At 60.7% G+C, this 18,963-nt stretch carries 17 protein-coding genes and 1 pseudogene; 10 read left to right on the top strand and 8 right to left on the bottom strand.

What is annotated here, in order from left to right; all coding sequences use genetic code 11:
• The first annotated feature begins 15 nt into the window (after positions 1–15).
• From JQC81_RS15745 to JQC81_RS15730, 4 genes are read left to right on the top strand one after another with little or no spacing between them, the layout of a single operon-like run.
• On the top strand, positions 16–852 hold the full coding sequence (locus JQC81_RS15745; protein WP_203272752.1) for an ABC transporter permease: 837 nt from the start codon (positions 16–18) through the stop codon (positions 850–852).
• Positions 849–1,658, top strand: coding sequence for an ABC transporter permease (locus JQC81_RS15740; RefSeq protein WP_203272751.1), 810 nt, complete (start codon positions 849–851; stop codon positions 1,656–1,658). Before JQC81_RS15745 ends, JQC81_RS15740 begins: the two co-directional genes overlap by 4 nt.
• Positions 1,651–3,270 carry a class I adenylate-forming enzyme family protein gene (locus JQC81_RS15735; RefSeq protein ID WP_203272750.1) on the top strand — a complete coding sequence of 540 codons (1,620 nt, stop codon included), beginning with the start codon at positions 1,651–1,653 and terminating at the stop codon, positions 3,268–3,270. Before JQC81_RS15740 ends, JQC81_RS15735 begins: the two co-directional genes overlap by 8 nt.
• A 39-nt stretch (positions 3,271–3,309) precedes the next feature.
• Entirely contained in the window at positions 3,310–4,107 is a 798-nt protein-coding gene (locus JQC81_RS15730; protein WP_203272749.1) for an enoyl-CoA hydratase/isomerase family protein, read from the top strand.
• Between the two features lie 367 nt (positions 4,108–4,474).
• Here JQC81_RS15730 and JQC81_RS15725 read toward each other — a convergent pair.
• From JQC81_RS15725 to JQC81_RS15690, 8 genes and pseudogenes are all read right to left on the bottom strand, one after another.
• Positions 4,475–4,798: pseudogene (locus tag JQC81_RS15725) on the bottom strand (NAD-dependent dehydratase); the annotation flags it as partial.
• An 855-nt stretch (positions 4,799–5,653) separates the two neighbouring features.
• Positions 5,654–6,106, bottom strand: a complete 453-nt coding sequence (gene gloA / locus JQC81_RS15720) for a lactoylglutathione lyase (protein ID WP_203272748.1) — start codon at positions 6,104–6,106, stop codon at positions 5,654–5,656.
• Between the two features lie 135 nt (positions 6,107–6,241).
• Entirely contained in the window at positions 6,242–7,249 is a 1,008-nt protein-coding gene (locus tag JQC81_RS15715) for a Gfo/Idh/MocA family protein (RefSeq protein WP_203272747.1), read from the bottom strand.
• A 72-nt stretch (positions 7,250–7,321) separates the two neighbouring features.
• Positions 7,322–7,702: an SMU1112c/YaeR family gloxylase I-like metalloprotein gene (gene gloA2 / locus JQC81_RS15710; RefSeq protein ID WP_203272791.1), complete on the bottom strand. Its 381-nt coding sequence runs from the start codon at positions 7,700–7,702 to the stop codon at positions 7,322–7,324.
• 257 nt (positions 7,703–7,959) lie between these two features.
• Positions 7,960–9,279 (bottom strand): NAD(P)/FAD-dependent oxidoreductase, encoded by a 1,320-nt coding sequence (locus JQC81_RS15705; RefSeq protein ID WP_203272746.1) that lies wholly within the window; start codon positions 9,277–9,279, stop codon positions 7,960–7,962.
• A gap of 48 nt (positions 9,280–9,327) precedes the next feature.
• Positions 9,328–9,756: a RidA family protein gene (locus JQC81_RS15700; protein ID WP_203272745.1), complete on the bottom strand. Its 429-nt coding sequence runs from the start codon at positions 9,754–9,756 to the stop codon at positions 9,328–9,330.
• A gap of 95 nt (positions 9,757–9,851) precedes the next feature.
• Positions 9,852–11,480 carry a hydantoinase B/oxoprolinase family protein gene (locus JQC81_RS15695; protein WP_203272744.1) on the bottom strand — a complete coding sequence of 543 codons (1,629 nt, stop codon included), beginning with the start codon at positions 11,478–11,480 and terminating at the stop codon, positions 9,852–9,854.
• Positions 11,477–13,525 carry a hydantoinase/oxoprolinase family protein gene (locus JQC81_RS15690; RefSeq protein WP_203272743.1) on the bottom strand — a complete coding sequence of 683 codons (2,049 nt, stop codon included), beginning with the start codon at positions 13,523–13,525 and terminating at the stop codon, positions 11,477–11,479. Before JQC81_RS15690 ends, JQC81_RS15695 begins: the two co-directional genes overlap by 4 nt.
• A 439-nt stretch (positions 13,526–13,964) precedes the next feature.
• Between JQC81_RS15690 and JQC81_RS15685 the strand changes: the two genes are divergently transcribed.
• The 6 genes from JQC81_RS15685 (at position 13,965) to JQC81_RS15660 (ending at position 18,753) form a co-directional block, all read left to right on the top strand.
• The gene (locus JQC81_RS15685; protein WP_203272742.1) at positions 13,965–14,978 is read left to right on the top strand and encodes a TRAP transporter substrate-binding protein; all 1,014 of its coding nucleotides are present in this window, start codon (positions 13,965–13,967) and stop codon (positions 14,976–14,978) included.
• 16 nt (positions 14,979–14,994) lie between these two features.
• Positions 14,995–15,567, top strand: coding sequence for a TRAP transporter small permease (locus JQC81_RS15680; RefSeq protein ID WP_203272741.1), 573 nt, complete (start codon positions 14,995–14,997; stop codon positions 15,565–15,567).
• A gap of 23 nt (positions 15,568–15,590) precedes the next feature.
• Positions 15,591–16,904 carry a TRAP transporter large permease gene (locus tag JQC81_RS15675; RefSeq protein ID WP_203272740.1) on the top strand — a complete coding sequence of 438 codons (1,314 nt, stop codon included), beginning with the start codon at positions 15,591–15,593 and terminating at the stop codon, positions 16,902–16,904.
• A gap of 58 nt (positions 16,905–16,962) precedes the next feature.
• A complete protein-coding gene (locus tag JQC81_RS15670) occupies positions 16,963–17,790 on the top strand; it encodes a DeoR/GlpR family DNA-binding transcription regulator (RefSeq protein WP_203272739.1) in 828 nt (275 codons plus the stop codon).
• 63 nt (positions 17,791–17,853) lie between these two features.
• Complete coding sequence (locus JQC81_RS15665; protein WP_203272738.1) at positions 17,854–18,276, top strand: Rid family hydrolase; 423 nt, start codon at positions 17,854–17,856, stop codon at positions 18,274–18,276.
• A gap of 180 nt (positions 18,277–18,456) precedes the next feature.
• A complete protein-coding gene (locus JQC81_RS15660; RefSeq protein WP_203272790.1) occupies positions 18,457–18,753 on the top strand; it encodes a DinB/UmuC family translesion DNA polymerase in 297 nt (98 codons plus the stop codon).
• Positions 18,754–18,963 lie beyond the last annotated feature (210 nt).

The following is an 18,963-nucleotide window of genomic DNA, read 5'->3' as shown; positions in this document are numbered from 1 at the left end:
ATGAAGTCCAGGGTCTTGTTCAGAAAGTCGATGGTGGCGCCGCTTCTAGTCGCGCCGCTCCTGCTGCTCTTCGCGATCTTCTTTGTGGTTCCGTTCGTCGAGATCATGCGGATTTCGTTCTCGGGACAGGGTGGCGCGCTCGCGGGCGCCACCTGGCTCATGTCGTCGTCACTCTTTGCGGTGATCTTCCTCAACACACTGAAGCTCGCGCTGACGGTGACGCTGATCTGCCTCGGCCTCGGCTATCCCGCTGCGTGCTTCATCGCAGGCCAACCGGCCTCCCAGCGCGGCATCTATCTCGCGCTGGTGCTGCTGCCGTTCTGGACTAGCGTTCTCGTGCGTACCTACACATGGGCGCTAGTACTCGGACGCGAGGGCCTGCTCAACGCCTCGCTGATCTGGCTTGGCCTCTCCGACGAGCCGCAGCGCTTCATGTTCACACCGCTCGCCGTGCATCTCGGCATGGTCCAGATCCTACTGCCGGTGGCGATCTTGACACTGGTCGGCGTCATGACTGAACTCGATCCGGGGCTAGCGCGGGCTGCGCGGGTCCTTGGCGCCTCGCCCTGGCGTGCATTCTGGCATGTCTACCTGCCGATGACGAAGCCCGGCATCGTCGCCGCCGCGATGCTGCTCTTCATCCTCTCGCTCGGCTTCTACATCACGCCGGCGCTGCTGGGCGGGCCACGCCATCGCACGATTGCTAATCTGATTGACCTCCAAGTCCACCAGATGAACGACTGGACATCCGCCTCGGCCATGGCTCTCGTCCTGCTTGCGACGACGATCGTGGCGGTGGTGCTGCTGCGCTGGCTCGTGCCGGACCGCACTCTTCACGGGGGCGCCGGATGAGCCCTCGTCTCGTCCGCATCGGGCTTGGCCTCTGGTTCTGCGCCATCGTCTTGTTCCTGCTCTTCCCGCTGGTCTTCTTGATCCCGCTCTCATTCAACGAGTCGGAGATCCTGAGCTTTCCGCCAACGACCTGGTCGCTGCGCTGGTACCGCGTGCTTTTCCTAGATACGTCGTGGAGCAACGCGCTCTGGCTCAGCGTCAAGATCGGCGTTCTTGTGACGATCCTGTCCCTCTTTATCGGAACGGCGAGCGCACTCGCGATCGTGCGGCACCGACTGCCCGGTGCCGGCCTGCTCTACGGACTGTCGATCGCGCCGCTGATCGTGCCGAGCATCGTCATCGCGCTCGGCATGTTCATGCTATTCGCGCGTTTGCAATGGCTGGAAAGCCTGACGACGCTGGTCTTCGCCCATACCGTGGTCGCCGTGCCGTACGTAATTGTGGTGGTGAGCGCGGCGCTGCGCAATCTCGACGAAACGATTGAGCGCGCCGCCCGCGTCCTGGGTGCTGACCCATGGCGGACCTTCTTGCTGGTGACGCTGCCTGCACTTAGGCCCGCTATCCTCGCGGGGGCGATGTTCGCCTTCTTCGCCTCATTTGACGATCTTGTCATCACGCTCTTTGTCTCGGGAGCGATGGAGACATTGCCCCTTCGTATCTGGAATGACCTGAACCTGAGGCTTGACCCCACCGTCGCTGCAGCCTCCTGCGTGATGGTGGCGATGTCGATGATCGGGCTCGGAATCGCAGAATTTGCACGAAGCGCCGGGCTGCGCCGGCTGAGAATGGAGAATACTGATGGATGAAGAACTGCGGGCCGCTGCGGAATTGCGAGCCAGAGTTGAGGCGGAGCCATTCCCACGCAATCTCCCCGCTTTCGTCGATGCCTGTGCCGCCGAGCTCGGCGATGCTCCTGCAGCTAACTTCTTCGAGGCTGGCGTTACCCTCAGCTATCGCGAACTCGCTGCTAAGACCCGCGCTATCGCGGCAGGTCTGGCCGCGCGGGGCATCGGCTTCGGCGATCGAGTCGGTGTCATGCTGCCGAACATCGCGGCCTTCCCGCTGACCTGGCTGGCATTGGCGCGCCTGGGCGCGATTATGGTTCCCATCAACGTGCGCTATACCCCGCGCGAGGTCGCCTATGTGCTAACCGACAGTGGCGCGGAGACGATCGTTATCGCAGCTTCCGGGCTGGCAGAGATCGGCGCGGCGCCGGAGGTCCGAGATCTCGCCGCCTTCGCTCAGCCGATCGTTGTCGGCGGCACCGACGGGAGCTGGGAGGCGCTTGCCGCGACGCCGGCCGAGGACTTCGTCGCAGCACGGGGGCCCGAGCTCGATGACGTCATCAACATCCAGTACACCTCGGGCACGACCGGCTTTCCTAAGGGCTGCATGCTCAGCCATCGTTATTGGCTGACGCTTGCACGAGTCGCCGCGATGCGTGCAAACGGCATCGTCAGGAACGTCCTTGCGGCTCAACCTTTCTACTATATGGATCCGCAATGGTTGTTGCTGATGGCGATGCGGCTGAAAGGCACGCTCTTTGTGGCGACGAAGGCTTCGGGGACACATTTCCTCGACTGGGTCCGACGCTACGGCATCGAGTACTGCATCTTCCCGCAGATTGTTTTGAAGCAGCCGCCCCGGTCCGATGATCGCGACATTCCGCTCAAGATAGTCGCGGTCTTTGGCCTGCGGAAGGACATGCATGCCGAACTGGAACAACGCTTCGACGTGGTGGCGCGCGAGAGCTTCGGCATGACAGAGGTCGGATCGGCGCTGTTCACGCCTTATGGCGCCACCTCCATGGTCGGCTCCGGCACATGCGGCATCCCATCGCCGTTTCGCGAGGCTACGATCCGTGACGAGGAGGGCAGGGAGGTTCCGCCGGGCGAGGTCGGTGAATTGTGGATCCGCGGCCCTGGCATTCTCCAAGGCTACTGGAACAAGCCTGAGGCCAATGCGGATAGCTTCCGTGAGGGCGGCTGGTTCCGCACCGGTGATCTGTTTCGGCGCGATGAACGCGGCTTCCACTATATCGTCGGACGGATCAAGGACATGATTCGCCGCTCGGGAGAGAATATCGCGGCCCGCGAGGTCGAGGCAGTCATGCTGGGCTGGCACGAGGTTCTCGAGGCCGCTGCTATTCCCGTTCCTGACCCTGACCGCGGTCAGGAAGTTTTGGCCTGCCTGGTGCTGAAGCCTGGTATCACCAAGGATCAATTCGACCTAGAGGGCTTCTTCGAGCACTGCACCCAGCACTTGGCACCATTCAAGGTGCCGCGCTTCCTCGAAATCCGACAGAATCTGCCAAAGACCCCGTCTGAGAAAGTCGCCAAGCACGTCATCATAGCAGAGCGTGAGGATTTGCGTGCCGGTGTCTATGATCGTCTCACTCACAACCTGCAGCCTGCCTGACCGGCGCAGCTCTTATCGCCCTCTGAAAGGAGACCTACCTTGCCTCTTCATTACGAAAAGGACGGCGACATTGCTGTCTTCACTATCGAAAACGGTTCGGTCAACCCGACCACTCCCGCCATGCACAAAGAGCTGTTTTTCGCACTCAAGGATTTCCTCGCTGACCCGGCAATCCGCTGCGGGATTATCACGGGGGCGGGAGAGCGCGGATTCTGTGCCGGCGACGACATTAAGACCACCTATAGCAAGGGCAACACGCCACGCGGGGAGCTCGGCAACCATCTTTGGCCCCACAGCGGAGAGGGCGAAACACCGCACGATTTTGCCTGGTCCCGTGACGTTCTCGGTCTGGAGCGCTTCAAGCCAATCATTGGTGCCGTTAATGGCTGGTGCCTGGGTCAGGGGATGATCTATCTGCTCGCGCTGACTGACATTCGTATAGCCTCCACCGGGGCGAAGTTCGGCTTTCCGGAGATTGCATACGGCATGGGCGGGGCGGGCGGCACCTCGCGTCTCGGGCTGCAATTGCCACACACGGTCGCGATGTGGATGCTGCTGACCGGCGATGCGATGGATGCCGAAGAAGCCTTATCGCATCGGCTTGTCAACAAGATCGTGGCACCTGAAGATCTAATGGATGAGGCGCGTCAGGTTGCGGCGAAAATTGCCCGGCATCCACCCGAAGCTGTCAGAATCGAGATGGAAGCATATTATCGCGGGCGCGAGCTTTCAAAGGAAGACGCTCTCGCTTTCACCAAGCATCTTTACCGCCTCCAGCGCATGGGCCTGCGGGAAGAGCCGGTGCAACCGGAGCGCTTCCTCTACCGTCAAAGCTAAGCTCTCGAAAGCTAGGACATTGACCGAGGAGGTATCGAGGTGACACGCGCTCTGCGGCCCACCTCGGCTTCTTCAATGGTCATGCTAAACACAACCTCCTTTGCCGTATGTGGACCGGCACTATCCGGCAGGCGAGTAAGCGTCCCATTATTTCAGAGGATCAATCTCGCAGGGAGCCGCTGAAAGGAAATGTCAGGACCTGGCACATCCCGGAAGTAGATCGAATGTCCGCGTAGGGAGGGAACAGCGAACATTCCTGGAGGGCAGGGGATCGTCAGTGCGTGACCCGCTGCGGACCTTTGTCGTCCTTCCACCCGGCATTTCGTAGTGATTGCCACAAGATGGCCCCGAAGGATCATGGGATCAGTCAGTCAGCTCGGAGTTCCGCAAACAGGTCGAAGAAGGCATCATCGGTTGCGTGGTAGCCAGTGAAGCCCAAACGACGACTCTTCGACATGTCGGTCATCACCTCAATCGGCCGTCCGAGGTCGGTATCCGTATGGCAAAGGGAGGCGAGACGGCCAAGATCCGGCTCGGCCAAGCCCTCCCGCTCAGCAATTTGACGCCAGGTGGGAGCATCCTCCTTCATCTGCTCTTCCAGCGGCAGGATTGAGCCGCCGAAGGGTGCGGGCTCGAGGTCGAACCATTCCGCGATGCGGCCCCACATCCAGCTATGTCGCATGCTGACGCCAATGCGACCGAGTTCGTGCCCGCGATCCGGTCCCGTTCAGCTCTCGCGTTGGAGTGCCCTCCGGCCGCGCGGTCGGCTGACCGTCACGGGCACAGCACACCCGGCAAAACGTTCCATTTGTTGGGTGTCGCGGCTATGCCATCGGGGCCCAGGGAACTGCCAGAATTCCGGATCTCCAACGCTCCAGGCATCTCTTGCGGGTTGGATCACAAGGCATCATTTGATTTGCCGGGCAGGTAAAATCTGAGTTTTCTTACCTTACGAGAGATGATGCTTAGTCATTTCTCAGGGAGCCGACCTGAAGCCGTGTTCCGAAGCCCAGTCGCAAGCGGTCGCGTGTTCCCGCCCTCGGCGCTAAACGAGCTCCAATTTACAGGTGGAAGCAGCTACTCCGCAGAGGGAGAATGCTCTAGGAGGCTTGCCGCTATCGCTCGACATTCATTGATGAGAGAGCCGGTCGCCATAGGCTGGCCGGATCGCCTGTACCAATAAGCTGCGTTCGATAGATCACCTTCCTTGCGGTGAAGATAGGCATGAACCCAAGCGGATCGACGATCTGCCTCATTCAGTTGAACAAGACTGTGAGCCTTGTCCCAGTTTCCGTTCGCGTCCCACCAGAGTGCCTGCAGGGCATTGCTCCAGCCCTGAGGCGGCCTCTCATGACGGAGAGATGTCTCAAAGGTGTCGGTGCTCACGATTCCGCCTCCTGAGATTTCCTGATAGTGTGTTGTCCGCATGGAACACCATAGGACCCAATGCGGAGTAATCACAGGCTTCGTGCTTGAACGTTCGTCCACCGGATGGGCACTTCAAGGTTCAGGTCACTCACCGGTACCCTGAAGTGCCGCAAAATGGCTAGGCCACTGAACCCGCTTGAGCCTTGGCCTCTTTCATTTCCCGGATTGCCTGATCGTGCTGGATCAACTCGACCTTATATCCATCGGGGTCTTCGATGAACGCGATGACAGTTGTCCCGAACTTCACAGGGCCAGCTTCCCGGGTAACCTTGCCCCCGAGCTTGCGAACATAGTCGCAGGTGGCAGCAACGTCCTCGACGCCGATGGCGAAATGTCCGAATCCGTTGCCGATCTCGTAGCCGTCATCCTTTCCCCAGTTGTAGGTCAGCTCGATCGTCGGCTCGGTTTCCTCGTCGCCGTACCCGACGAACGCGAGGCTATATTCCCCTTCAGGAACCTCGATCCGCCTCAGCACGTTCATGCCCATGGCCTTGGTGTAGAATTCCACGCTTTTGTCCAGATCCTTCACGCGGACCATGGTGTGCATGTACCGTTGCTTTACCTCAGTCATTCGTAACCTCCTTTGACATGAGATCGGTGGTCGGCCCGATGAGGGCCGACCGGTCGGTCGCCGGTGCCGGCGGTGCTTGAGGCCTCCGGAGAAGCCTCGAGCAGTGCGCGAACACCGAGCAGGCAGGGGAGGGCTCTAGATCTCCTCCCATGTTCCAGACCGCTCAGACCGGAACAGCGCATCGATCACCCGCATGTTGGTGACTGCATCCTCGATGGGGAACTCAAGTCTGGTCCCATCGAGGATCGCTCGGGAGAAGGCATCTCCCTGCAGCCGATACTGATCGGCGGGCACGAACTCCTCCGTCTCTCGGCCACTGCCTGACAGGTCCCTGCCGTCGTCGAACACGATGCGCGTCGGATGACGGCGATCAGGATTGAAAGGAACCTCGATCTCCAGCCGCCCCCGCGTTCCGGCGATCTGCACCTTCTGCGTCGGCACCAGCTGGGTTGCGCAGGTGAACGTCAACTGGCGCCCGCCGGGAAACGCTGCGAGTCCGCTTGCCAGACGATCCGTGAGCATGGCCTCATCTCGATCGAACAGCCCGATCACCCGTTCAGGATCGGCGCCGAAGATGTACCGTGCCGTCGCGATGGCATAGCACCCGACATCGTAGAGCCCACCGCCACCGATTCCGGCTTGGTTGCGTATGTTCTCTGGATCTAGCAGGAAATAGGAGAAGAACGTTTGAACCGCTCGGACTTCACCGAGCCTGCCGCTGCGGATGATCTCACGTGCCCGCGGCCATTGCGGATGGAAGCGTACCATGAACGCCTCTGCGACCAACAGGCCGGTCTCTGCCTGGGCTGCCTCGATCCTGCGTGCCTCCTCCGCATTGAGAGCGATAGGCTTCTCGCAGAGGACATGCTTGCCCGCCTGGAGAGCCTTGATGGTCAGCGGGGCATGAAGATGGTTGGGCAGGGGATTGTAGACAGCGTCCACCTCCGGGTCGGCGAGCATCGCCTCATAGGAATCGTAGGCCTTCGGAATGCCGAAATCGGTGGCGGCTTTCCGGGCCCGCTCTCCGTCGCGGGACGCAATCGCCACGATTTCGTTCAGGTCGCTGCCTTTTAGACTGGGAATGACCTGCTCTCGGGCGATCTTCGCAGGGCTCAGAATGCCCCACTTGACGGTTTTTGACACGGATAGAACCCTTTCGCGAAGATGGATGAGCGGACGAATGGCTCGCAGGAGCGCGGAGCGGCAAACGGACCGCTAGGCTTCGTATAATTCGAGTGGAAGACCGTCAGGATCCGTGAAGAAGGTGAAACGCCTCCCCGTGTGTTCGTCGACGCGAATGGGTTCGACGACAACTTGGAAGCGGTTCAGGTGCTCTATGACAGGTTCGAGAGCCCGAACGGACAAGGCCAAGTGGCGAAGGCCGGCAGCCTCCGGGCGAGACGGCCTCGGGGGAGAGGAAGGAAAGGAGAAGAGTTCCAGCTGGGCCGATCCAAGCTGGAGGTCGCACTTCCACGATTGCCGATCCGCCCGCCAAACCTCACGGATGATCGGCAGATTCAAAACGACCGAGTAAAATTGCTTCGAGCGCTCGTAGTCCGAGCCGATGATGGCAACATGGTGGATCGCATCCAGCATCATCTCATCGTGTCCCTTGCAGGAACCGAAAGCTCTTCAATCGAGACGGCATCGTGCCATTTCATCGCTCGCTTCTCCCTTCGGTCTTCATGCGGACGGGCCACGCTTCAGGCTGCTCTGCGATTTGCAGAAGGCAGGATGTCTGGCGGATGCGCCGCATCGTTCTTGGCGGCGGAGCGGACCCGCTCCGCCGGATTGTCGTTCTGCGCAACCAGGTGGCCGCGGGTGTGCCCCGGGGGTGGCCCTTGGTCCGCGCCTCACGCGGCCTTCTTGCTCGCCCGTCTGACGAAGCGGTCGAAGCGGTAGGGCGCGGCATCCACGATCGGTTTGTCACCGGCCACGAGGTCTGCCGTCAGTCGCCCCGCGCCGGGGCCGAGGCCGAACCCGTGACCGGAAAGACCGCTTGCCAGGAAGAAGCCCGGGACAGCGGCGACTTCCGAGATGACCGGTACTGCGTCAGGTGTCACATCCACCAGGCCTGCCCAGCTTTCGGCGACCTTCATGCCCTTGAATGCTGGAAAATTGCGGGCGAGGTTCGAAGCACCTTTATTGAGGATGGCTTTGTTCGGCGCCGGATCGAGCGTGCGCACCGTCTCGAACGGCGTCGTCTCGTCCAGAGACCATCGCCGCGGGATACGCCACTCCTCGATGAAGCGGTTGTCGACCCGCAGGCGCAACTCGTGCCACTGCGTTCTCAGGGCTGGAATGAAGTCGAAGAAGAGCCGGAAGCTGTCCGGCACGATCGGCGCCTCGTTCGCGTTGCGCTGAGCGATCGTATATCCGCCGTCGAGGCGCTTGCGGAACGCGAAGTCGCCGGCGCCGACGGCGTAATCCGGCAGACCCTCGAGCGGTTCCGTGCGCATCACGGAGCTGAGGATCTTCAGTTGAGGGAAGTCGATCCCCATGTTGCCGCAGAACAGGCGCGACCAGGCTCCGCCTGCGAGCACGACGCTTTCGCACTTGATGGTGCCCCGCTCCGTCACCACGCCTGAAACGCGGCCTGCGGACGTTTCGATGCCACGGACGGCGCAGTTCGTAAAAACGTGGGCGCCCATGCGCTCAGCCGCATTTGCAATGGCCGGAGCGGCTTTCTGCGGCTCGGCGCGGCCATCGCCGGCGGTAAACAAGGCGCCCGGCCAGCGCCGCGAGGATCCCGGAAGAAGCTTGTCGACCTCGTCCGGAGTCAACAGCCTAGAGCCGATCTGATACTCCCGCACCTGCTCAAGCCAAGCTTCGTGCTTTTCGATATCGCGCTGCGTCTCGCAGAGGTAGATGATGCCGGCCTTGCGGAATCCCGTCTCGGCGCCGACGCGCGTGTTCATGCGTTCCCACATGCGCAGGCTTTCGAGAGCAAGCGGAATTTCGGCGACGTCGCGGCCCATGGTGCGGCACCAGCCCCAGTTGCGGCTGGATTGCTCGCCGGCGATCTGCCCCTTCTCACAGAGTGCCACCGAGATGCCTTTCTCCGCAAGCGACAGGGCAGTGCTCGTCCCGATGATGCCTCCGCCGACGACCACGACGTCGACGCGGTCGGGCAGCTTCTGAGTAGTGTTCACTGGATCAGGGCGCGGTGCCATGCAAGACCTTCAATCTTTTTTGAAATGCAATCTGTGATTTTCTGAGCGTCAAAGACTGATCGTCTGCCGCTTCTGCTGGGCTTGCCCGACGCCGCGATAAGCCGTCACCTCGATTTCGACCTTGAAATCTGGTGATCCGAGGGGAGAGCAGGTGACGCTGCTCGCCGGATCGATCCCACGGAACTTCTCGCCCACATAAACCATGACGGCCCTGGCGTCCTCCGGGTAGGGAATGGAGACCCGGGAGCGGACGACGTCGGCCAGACTTGCGCCGACTGAGGCTAAAGCACCTTCGATGTTTGCGAAAACCTGCTTGGCCTGCTCCACCGGATCAGTCGACATTTCCCGGGTCTTGCAATCGCGGCCGGCGGTGTTGGAGACAAAAACCCAGTCGCCCGCTGCAACGACGCGGGAGTAGCTGTCGGTCTCCTCGTAGATGCTGCCGGACTTTACTTTCGTGGCGTGGAGATCTCTCATCTCAGTTGTTCTTTCGTATGATGGTGAATAATAGGCCCGTAGGCCTGCCCTCTGTCAGGCCTGCGCTTCAGGATGGTGTGTGCCCGGATGCTGGGTCAGGCACCGTAGCCGTATACCTCGCGTGCGAAGTCCGAGGTGATCCGCTGCTCGGCGACGTCACGGGCGACGTCCGCCTTGTCGCGAGTCATGGGGAGACCATAGCCGCCGCCTCCTGGCGTCACGATTTCGACGACCTGCCCCTTCTTCAGGGCAACGGTGCCCTGAAACGAGGTGCGGCCGTCACCGAAGTCGTATTGAGATCCGGCACCGGAAAGGCCGCCGTCCAGGCCCCACGGACGGGAGTTGATGCGCGATCCCTCCAGGCTGATGCGGCAATCCGCTTCGGTGCGGTACACCCGCCGGAGCCCCATGCCGCCTCTCTGCTTACCGGCACCGCCGGATCCGTTGACCAGCTCGTAGCGGAGGAGCGTCAGGGGATATTCGAGTTCCAGCGCCTCGACAGGGAGGTTCGAAGTATTGGTCATGTGGACATGGATGCCGCTCAAGCCGTCAGCTTGCGGGCGGGCGCCGCCGCCGCCGCCGATGGTCTCCAGATAAACCCAAAGCGATCCGTCCGCTCGGGTGCCGGTGAACAGGGCGCCCGTGCACGCGCCGTTGCCTGCGGCCGTCACACGGCCCGGAAGAGCCTTTGCCAAAGCACCTTGTACAAGGTCTGCAACCCGCTGGCAGGCGGCGATGCGACCATCAACTGCGGCCGGATGCTTGCAGTTCAGCAGCGAGCCTATCGGCGCCTCCACGATAATCGGGCGGGACAAGCCGGCATTCGGCAGGATCGTCGGGTCGATCACGGCCTTAACGGCGTAGTAGCACGTGGCGAGCAGAGCCGTGTAGATGATGTTGAGGCCAGCAGGCACCTGCGGAGGAGCCTCAAATGCAAGATGCATTTCGCTGCCCTTTACGGTGATGTCGACACTGAGCTTCATCTCGCCCGGGAACTGATTGCTGTCGAAGTAGTCGGTGAAGCTGTAGATCCCGTCCGGGATCGCTGCGATTCCCGCGCGCATCTTGCGCTCGGCATAATCCTGGAGCGCGTCGCCAGCCGCCAGAACGCGATCGGCTCCGTATTTCGCGCACAGCGCCTGCATGCGCTCCACGCAGAGTCGGTTGGCGGACATCTGAGCCCGCAAGTCCGACAGCCGTTCGTGCGGAACCTGGCAGTTGAGCAGGATCATGGCCTGGATGTCTTCCTGCAGTACGCCCTCCCGGTAGAGCCGGACGGGCGGAATGCGCAGGCCCTCCTGGTAGATATGGGCATGTCCGCGATCCGCGAAGTCCGCGTGGTGCGCGGTGTTGACCGCCCACCCGACGAGTTTATCCTCGTAGAAGATGGGTTCCGCCAGGACGATGTCCGGCAGGTGGGTCGCGCCGCCCTCATAGGCGTCGTTTCCGATGAAGACGTCGCCAGGCTTGATGTCCTCGAGGGCATATCGCTTGCCGATATGGGGAATGATGCCGATGAAGCTTCCCAGGTGCATGGGAATGTGCTCTGCTTGGCAAAGGGTGTTGCCGCGCCAGTCGAAGAGCGCTGTGGAGCAGTCCCGCCGCTCCTTGATGTTCGTCGAGTAGCTGGCCCTGACCAACGCTTCGCCCATCTCTTCCACGATTGACGTGAGGGCGCTGCCGATGACCTCGACAGTGATAGGATCGACCTGAGTCACGGTCATGCCTCCAGTATAAGATTGAGATAGGGGTCGACGACGGCCTGCATGCCTGGCAGGACGACCGTTGTTGTGTCCATCTGCTCCACGATGGCTGGGCCGGTGATGCGATTGCCGGCCGCAAGACTCTCGCGGGCATAGACCGGGCAGGAGACGAACTGTCCGGCCTCAGGCATGTAGACATCGCGGGTGCCGATCTGCGCGGCGTCCGGCGACGGGCCGGCATCCGGCTGCGGGACGAATTCCGCCTTGCTGACAATGCCCGCGGCTTCGACGCGCAGGGTTACCAACTGCACGGCCTCGCCCTCGGCAATAAAGCCGAAGCGCTGCTGGTGGGCTTGGGCGAAGCCCTCTGCCAGCGCCGCGAAGGTTCCCTCGCTGATGGGACCTGCCGGGACGGGAACGGACAGTTCGTAGTTCTGCCCGATGTAGCGCATGTCGACCGTACGTGTAATGATCTGCCGGTCGGCCGCAATGCCCTCTTGCTCAAACCAGTCCAAAGCCTGCCGTTCGAGCTTCGCGAAGCCCTCCTGAACGTCGGGAAGCGCTTCCTCCGTCAACTGTGCCAGGCGGCTGATGGCGAAATCCGCCCTCAGGTCCGTGAGTAGCAGGCCCAATGCGCAGAGGGTGCCAGGAGTGCGAGGCACGATGATCTTCGAAATATCGAGTTCCTTGGCAAGCCGCGCCGCATGTAGGGGACCGGCACCACCGAAAGCCATGAGGGCGTAGTCCCGCGGATCGTGACCGCGTTGCACGCTGATCACACGGATGGCCTTGGCCATGTTGGCCGTCACCACCGAGATGATGCCCTGTGCCGTTTCCATGACCCCGAGGCCCAGACGGTCGGCCAGCCGCTGCACGGCTTCGACCGCTAGATCCCGCCGGACCTTCATGCGACCGCCCAGGATCTCGACCGGGTTCAGGGTCTGCAGGACGATATTGGCATCCGTGACCGTGGGTTCTGTATTTCCTCTGCCGTAACAGACCGGGCCAGGATCGGCTCCCGCGCTACGCGGTCCGACCTTGAGCAGGCCGCCGCTGTCCACATACGCGATCGATCCGCCGCCTGCGCCCACGGTATGAATATCGAGCATTGGAGCCTTGATGGGATATCCGTGGACGTTGGCTTCGCCGGTGAGCTTGCAGACGCCGTTCTGCAGGAGGGCCACGTCACTGCTGGTGCCGCCTACATCGAAGGTGATGAGATTGGACAATCCGGCCATGCGTCCGATCGCCTGGGCTGCGACAACGCCGGTGCTGGGACCCGACAGAACCGTTCTCACAGGCAGGTCGGCTGCGGTTTCGAACCCGATCACGCCGCCGTTAGACTGAGTGAGATGGGGCGTCGTCTTGACGCCGAGATCCTTGAGTCGCTGCTGCAGGCGGTGAATGTAGCTCTGCATGACAGGGCCAAGATAGGCGTTGACCACCGTGGTCGAGAGCCTCTCGTATTCGCGAAACTCGGGCGCCACCTCATGCGAGGTGCTCACGAACACGCCTGGGAATTCCTCCTCGATGATTCGGCGAGCCGCGGCCTCGTGTTCGGTGTTCAGGAAGCCGTAGATGAAGCAGACCGCGATGGCTTTCACGTCCGCCTCGGAAAGCCGCGACACCGCTGCGCGGACGGCCTCCTCAGAGAGCGGAGTATCGACGCTGCCGTCGCTCCTGAGCCGCTCAGGGACCTCTATACGCCGGTCGCGGCTGACCAGGATTTCAGGCTTCTCGACGTTCATGTCGTAGAGGCTCGGTCGCTTCTGGCGGCCGATTTCGAGCAGGTCGCGGAAGCCGTCCGTGACAATGAGGCCAGTCTTGACGCCACGCAACTCAATGAGCGCATTGGTGGCGACCGTCGTTCCATGGCCGAGAAACGATACCTCATCCGGGTGGCCTCCAACCGTGCTCAGGCCTTCGGCCACACCTGTGCTAATCCCCCGGGAGGGATCATCCGGAGTGGACGGAACTTTCCAGATCTCGAGGCGGCCAGTCTGATCGTCGAACAGGCACACGTCTGTGAAGGTACCACCGGAATCAACACCAATTCTCCAAGCCATTTTTCCTAAGCCTCGTTTTTTCCATCCTCTTCCCGATGCGTCGGGCGGACGACCCCATGGACCGCATCGGACAAAGCACCCTCACTTGCCACGGAAGTGGCCAGCCCGCAGAGAGACAAATGAACCTTTGCGCGTGTTTCGCCGTCAAAAGATGCTCATGTTTGCACGTTTCTGGTAGATTTGTGCCATTCAGTCAGATGTTTGGACGCTATGCAAGACACTTTGTGATCATTTTAGCCTCCCTATTATACTAAATGCTAAAAATTGCGTCAAAAGACAGAATTTTATGACTCGTCGTTGACAGGATGTGGATCAGTATGCCTGAATTCGCAGTGTAAGCAGTCAAATTGATGCAAATACGAGCATTCGCGAGCAGGTCGCCCGGTGGTTCAACCTAGCCGGGCGCTCTGGATCAGCAACGCAGCAAGAGGGAACAAGCATGACTGTAACTAGACGTTATCTGCTGAAATCGACCGCGGCGATTGCAGGTGCTTCGGCTTTTCCGGGTTGGGCGGGCAAGGCATTCGCCGCGCCCACGAAATGGGACATGTCCGACGAATACGGCAGGGTCGGCGTCACCGGACAGGCAAGCCTCTTTTTCATCGACGAGGTGAACAAGCGGATCGGCGATCAGCTGGCGATCACCTATCAGGGTGGCGGTGCCCTCGGGTACAAGTCGATCGACCACTTCGACGCGGTCCAGGACGGGGCCGTTCAGATGGCCATCTCGCTGATGACGCAGTACGGCGGCGTGGACCCCCTGTTCGATATGTCGTCTCTGCCGTTCCTCGTACAGACCCCCGATGAGGCTCTCAAGCTCTGGCGCATTGCCAAGCCGGAATACGCCAAGATCTTCGACGATCACAACATGGTTCTGCTCTGGGCCGCGCCGAATCCTCCCAGCGGGATCCATGCTAAGACACCCATCGACAGGCCTGAAGCTCTCAAGGGGCTGCGGATTCGCACCTATGACGTCAATGGGACGCAAACATTCATCGCAGCCGGCGCATCTCCCTTGCAGATCAGCTGGTCGGATCTCGTGCCGCAGCTGTCGACGGGCGGCGTCAATGCCGTCCTGAGTTCCGCCGACGGCGGCGTCCAGCTGAGCATCTGGGATTACCTGAAAAGCTTCACCGAAATCAACTATGCCATGGGTCTCTTCATGGCTCACGTGAACAAGGACGCTTACGAAAGTCTCTCGAAGGAAGCACAGCAAACGCTCCAGGATATCTGCCAGAAAGTAGACGAGTTCAGCTGGAATTTCATGAAGGCGTCGATTGAGAAGAGCTACGGCATCATGCGCGAACGTGGCATGACGATCGTGCAAAATCCTCCGCAGCCGGTATTCGTCGAGTTGAGAGCGGCGGGTGGAAAGGTGAAGGAGGCTTGGCTTAAAAAGGTCGGTGACCGAGGGGAGCGCATCCTCGCCGAGTTCGAGAAGAGCAAGGCCTAACGGGAGGAGCGAGGGCATGAGCACGATGGAGCAGAATATGGCGGCAACTCCAGTCACGAAACTTGCCCTCGTGCCCCCTTGGCTCAAAGGCCTGGCGGCGGCGTCTACGGGATTGAACAAAACGGCTGCGGCCCTCGCGGCGGTCTTGCTGGTCCTGATGACCGGGCACATTCTTCTTGAGATCGTTCTGCGGTTCTTTTCACGCTCCACCTACATGGTCGACGCACTGGTCAGCCAGGGCGTCGCCGCCATCACGTTCCTGGCGATGGCCTGGGCGTTGGAGCATGGAAGCATGATCCGGGTCGACGTGCTCACCCAGCGCCTGCCGCGCACCATGAAATGGATCGCCCAATTCTTCGCGGTGATCTCGTCGATGCTCCTCATGTACTTCTTGGCGTACTACGAGTGGAGAACCCTGACCCGGGCCTGGACCCGGGGCACGGTCAGCGAGCACTTCCTGCCAATTCCGCTCTGGATCCCAGAAGCGATCTTCTTCACCGGGCTGTTGCTGCTTCTTCTTCAGCTACTGGTCCGTCTTCTGCGCCTCCTGGTCATTGGCCATGCCGAAGAGTCGAGTCTGTCTCTGTAAACTGCCTGGAGTGAGGTGATACAATGAGCCCAGTCCTTTCCGCCGGCGTTCTTCTCGGCTTGGTGGTCCTCTTCCTCGGCGCAGGTGTTTGGATTTTCGCCGGCCTCATCCTTGTGGGCATCGGCTCGCTTTGGACGGTCCTCGGCTTTTCGCTGGACCGCATCGGATCGATCGCCACAAAGGTGATCATGTCGAGTGCGGTCTCCTGGGAGTTGGCCGCTGTCCCGATGTTCATGTGGATGGGTGACATCATCTTCCGCACGGACATTTCACAGCGACTGTTCCGCGGGATCTCGCCGCTGGTGCGGCATATTCCCGGTGGATTGCTGCATACCAACGTCCTGGGATGCACGGTGTTCGCGGCCGTAAGCGGATCGAGCACGGCGACGACGGCTACTGTCGGCAAGATCACCATCGGCGAATTGCTCAAGCGCGGCTACAGTCATGATCTTGCATCGGGATCGCTCGCAGGAGCCGGAAGCTTCGGTCTCCTGATCCCCCCATCCATTGCCATGATCGTCTACGGAGTGCTTGCCGAAGTCTCCATCGCCAAGCTGTTTGCGGCCGGGGTCCTGCCGGGGCTCATGATGGCAGCCCTTTATTCCGGCTATATCGCCCTGCAGGCCACCATCAATCCATCCGTCGCTCCACGGGACACGTCGCCGGGAAGCCTGCGTGAAATCGTTGTCGGGATCGGCAACCTCCTCCCGATCGGCATCCTGATGGTGATCGTCCTTGGGTCCATCTATTCCGGCGTCGCGACTCCATCGGAGGCCGCCGCCGTCGGCGTAGCCGGAGCCATCCTGATTGCAACCGTGACGCGTCAGCTCTCGGTCGGGATGCTTCTCGACTCCCTGTTCTCCACGATCAGGGTCTCGGCGATGATCTCGATCCTGATCGCCGCCTCGGCCTTCCTGTCGGCGGCCATTGCCTATCTTCATCTGCCAGACTCGATCTCCCAGGGCATCGCGGCGCTCCAGCTCTCGCCCTATATGCTGCTGCTCATTCTGGCACTGTTTTACATCGTGCTCGGCATGTTCCTCGACGGAACCTCGATGACCGTCATGACCGTTCCCATCGCCTTGCCGCTGGTGATGCAGGCGGGATACGACCCGATTTGGTTCGGCATCTATCTGGTCATCATGATCGAGATGAGCGCCCTGACGCCGCCCGTGGGCCTGAACCTCTACATCCTCCAGGGGCTGACCGGCCAGTCCTTCAGCAGAACGGTCTGGGCCGCCATGCCGTTCTTCCTGCTGCTGTGCCTGGGGACAGCGCTGCTCGCGATCTTCCCTGACATCGCATTGTGGTTGCCGAACCAAATGTCCGCCAAGTAGCTTCGCCGGAACTTTCAAGAAGCGACCTGAGGGTAAAGGACGATCATAAGGTGGAATCATGGATCTGAACGAAGAACAAGTAGAGGACATGCTACCCGAGCAGCGCCGCCAGCGCCTGCTGGACTGGTTTACGGACAATGTCGCGGCCTCGAGCCAGGACCTTGCCCGGATGTTCAACACCTCCTTGTCAACGATCCGCAGAGATCTCGATCAGCTAGCCTCCCAAGGTCTGGTCCGGAGGACGCATGGCGGAGCCGTACGCATCCGCCGCCGCGCCACTTTCGAGCCGAGCACGGATGTGGCGCGGCAGACAGCAACCGAGGAGAAACGGGCGATCGCAATCGAGGCCGCGCGCCGGCTCGAGCCCGATCAGAGCATCTTCGTAGATACGAGCACGACCTTGCACGAATTCGCCCACGTAGTTGCAGGTCTGACGATTCCGCTGACCGTGGTCACGATCGACATCTATGTCGCGCGAACCCTGTGTCACAAGCCGTACATCAAGCTCATCGTTCCCGGCGGCACCTGTCGGGAGGGTTCCTACGCCCTGCTTGGCGAGCCTGGCTTGTCTTTCCTGAAGGATATGCGTTGCGACCACCTGTTCCTGTCATCGCAAGCCGTCGATGTGGAATGCGTATCTGACACGTCCCTCGAGCTGGTCCAGCTCAAGCGCGCCATGATTGAAGGCGCGGAAACCACGACGCTGCTTGTCGACAGCAGCAAGTTCTCAACCCGCGCGATCTATCGCATCGCCTCGTTGGACAAGATCGATGAGATCATCACCGATGAAGGACTCAGCAAGGAGGAGCGCGAGAAATTCGGCCTGCGCGGCACCAACATCACTTATGCCCCGCTTCCGGAGAACGGCGGTGACGGAACGTTCTGACGCCGCATCATACAGCCGCCGTTTCAGGTAAATTCAGCCAACTGTCGTGGAGAAAGAAACAATATGAACGCCGTCGTACGCGTAAAAAGCGGAAGTAAGTTCGAAGATATCTATAAGTTTTCCAGACTGGTGAAAGCCGGTAACTGGATCTATTCCTCCAACACTGCAGGTCGAAACTACCAGACGCGCGAGATGTCGAGCGATGTGAGCGTTCAGGCCCATCAGTCGCTGAGCAACCTGGAGAACGCACTCGCTGCTCTTGAAGCGAAGCTTTCAGATATCGTGCGCATCCACATCTCGGTTTCGACTCCCGACGATCTCGATCCGGTCCTGACCGCCATTGCCGAACGCGTCGGCTGTAACGACCCCGCCCACACGATTGCCATCGGCCCGCTGCCGAACGAGGAGATGCGAGTCGAGCTTGCCATCATCGCCTATGTGCGCGACCCGGAAACTCCCGACATCGTGCAGCAGGTCACCGTCTAGGCTTCTGGGACTCACCACGAAACGGAGTTTGGCATGGCAGTGGATGTTGTTTATTGGCCTGGATCTGAAGGTTCAGTCGTTCGACTTCCTGCAGCAGCGGTTCGGCAAGGCCGGGACCCACTATTTCTGGATTGCCCATGCCGTTGACCATCGCCCGATCCAGCCCGACCGCATCCGCAAATCTATTGGCGCCAAAACACGTTCGAAAAGGATCTGGAGAGCTTGGAGGAGATGAAGGGTGCGCCCCAGCCAATCATGGATAAGGTCTGGCGGCATTGCGAGCACACCGGCGTACGCGGGCGGACGGTGACGCTCAAGGTGAAGTTCTCCGATTTCCACCAGATCACCCGCAGCCGCACCTTGCCCGGCAATGTTGAAAGCCGGTCGGGGCTTGACCAAGCCAGTATCGACCTCCTTCGACAATTGTTCCCACTGGAAAGAGTGTGCGCCTTTCAGGCGTGTCCCTTTCCACCCTGAACACGGACGAAGAGGCTGAAACTCCGCAGCTATCTCTCCAACTGTAGAGAGCTCCCAGGAGGTGTGCTGGGAACTCAGTGGCCAAGTTGAGCCATGGTTGGGATGGATTGGCCATAGTCGGAAACCACAGCCTCTAAATCCCGGACCGATAGACGATGTCGCCTCCGACGATTGTCATCAAGGCCTTGGTATCGCGGATCGCCTGTGGCG

This window comes from Microvirga arabica (assembly GCF_016811235.1).
GTDB classification, from domain to species: Bacteria; Pseudomonadota; Alphaproteobacteria; order Rhizobiales; family Beijerinckiaceae; genus Microvirga; species Microvirga arabica.
The sequence above is the reverse complement of the archived record's forward strand: the minus strand, read 5'-3'. Positions and strand labels throughout refer to the sequence as shown.

Excerpts from the sequence above, each read along its gene's own strand:
- JQC81_RS15690 (WP_203272743.1), bottom strand. The coding sequence starts at position 13,525 with ATGGCTTGGAGAATTGGTGTTGATTCCGGTGGTACCTTCACAGACGTG.
- JQC81_RS15665 (WP_203272738.1), top strand. The coding sequence starts at position 17,854 with ATGAACGCCGTCGTACGCGTAAAAAGCGGAAGTAAGTTCGAAGATATC.
- JQC81_RS15735 (WP_203272750.1), top strand. The coding sequence starts at position 1,651 with ATGGATGAAGAACTGCGGGCCGCTGCGGAATTGCGAGCCAGAGTTGAG.
- gloA2 (WP_203272791.1), bottom strand. The coding sequence starts at position 7,702 with ATGCTGGATGCGATCCACCATGTTGCCATCATCGGCTCGGACTACGAG.
- JQC81_RS15685 (WP_203272742.1), top strand. The coding sequence starts at position 13,965 with ATGACTGTAACTAGACGTTATCTGCTGAAATCGACCGCGGCGATTGCA.
- JQC81_RS15695 (WP_203272744.1), bottom strand. The coding sequence starts at position 11,480 with ATGACCGTGACTCAGGTCGATCCTATCACTGTCGAGGTCATCGGCAGC.
- JQC81_RS15700 (WP_203272745.1), bottom strand. The coding sequence starts at position 9,756 with ATGAGAGATCTCCACGCCACGAAAGTAAAGTCCGGCAGCATCTACGAG.
- JQC81_RS15705 (WP_203272746.1), bottom strand. The coding sequence starts at position 9,279 with ATGGCACCGCGCCCTGATCCAGTGAACACTACTCAGAAGCTGCCCGAC.
- JQC81_RS15670 (WP_203272739.1), top strand. The coding sequence starts at position 16,963 with ATGGATCTGAACGAAGAACAAGTAGAGGACATGCTACCCGAGCAGCGC.
- JQC81_RS15740 (WP_203272751.1), top strand. The coding sequence starts at position 849 with ATGAGCCCTCGTCTCGTCCGCATCGGGCTTGGCCTCTGGTTCTGCGCC.
- gloA (WP_203272748.1), bottom strand. The coding sequence starts at position 6,106 with ATGACTGAGGTAAAGCAACGGTACATGCACACCATGGTCCGCGTGAAG.
- JQC81_RS15675 (WP_203272740.1), top strand. The coding sequence starts at position 15,591 with ATGAGCCCAGTCCTTTCCGCCGGCGTTCTTCTCGGCTTGGTGGTCCTC.
- JQC81_RS15680 (WP_203272741.1), top strand. The coding sequence starts at position 14,995 with ATGAGCACGATGGAGCAGAATATGGCGGCAACTCCAGTCACGAAACTT.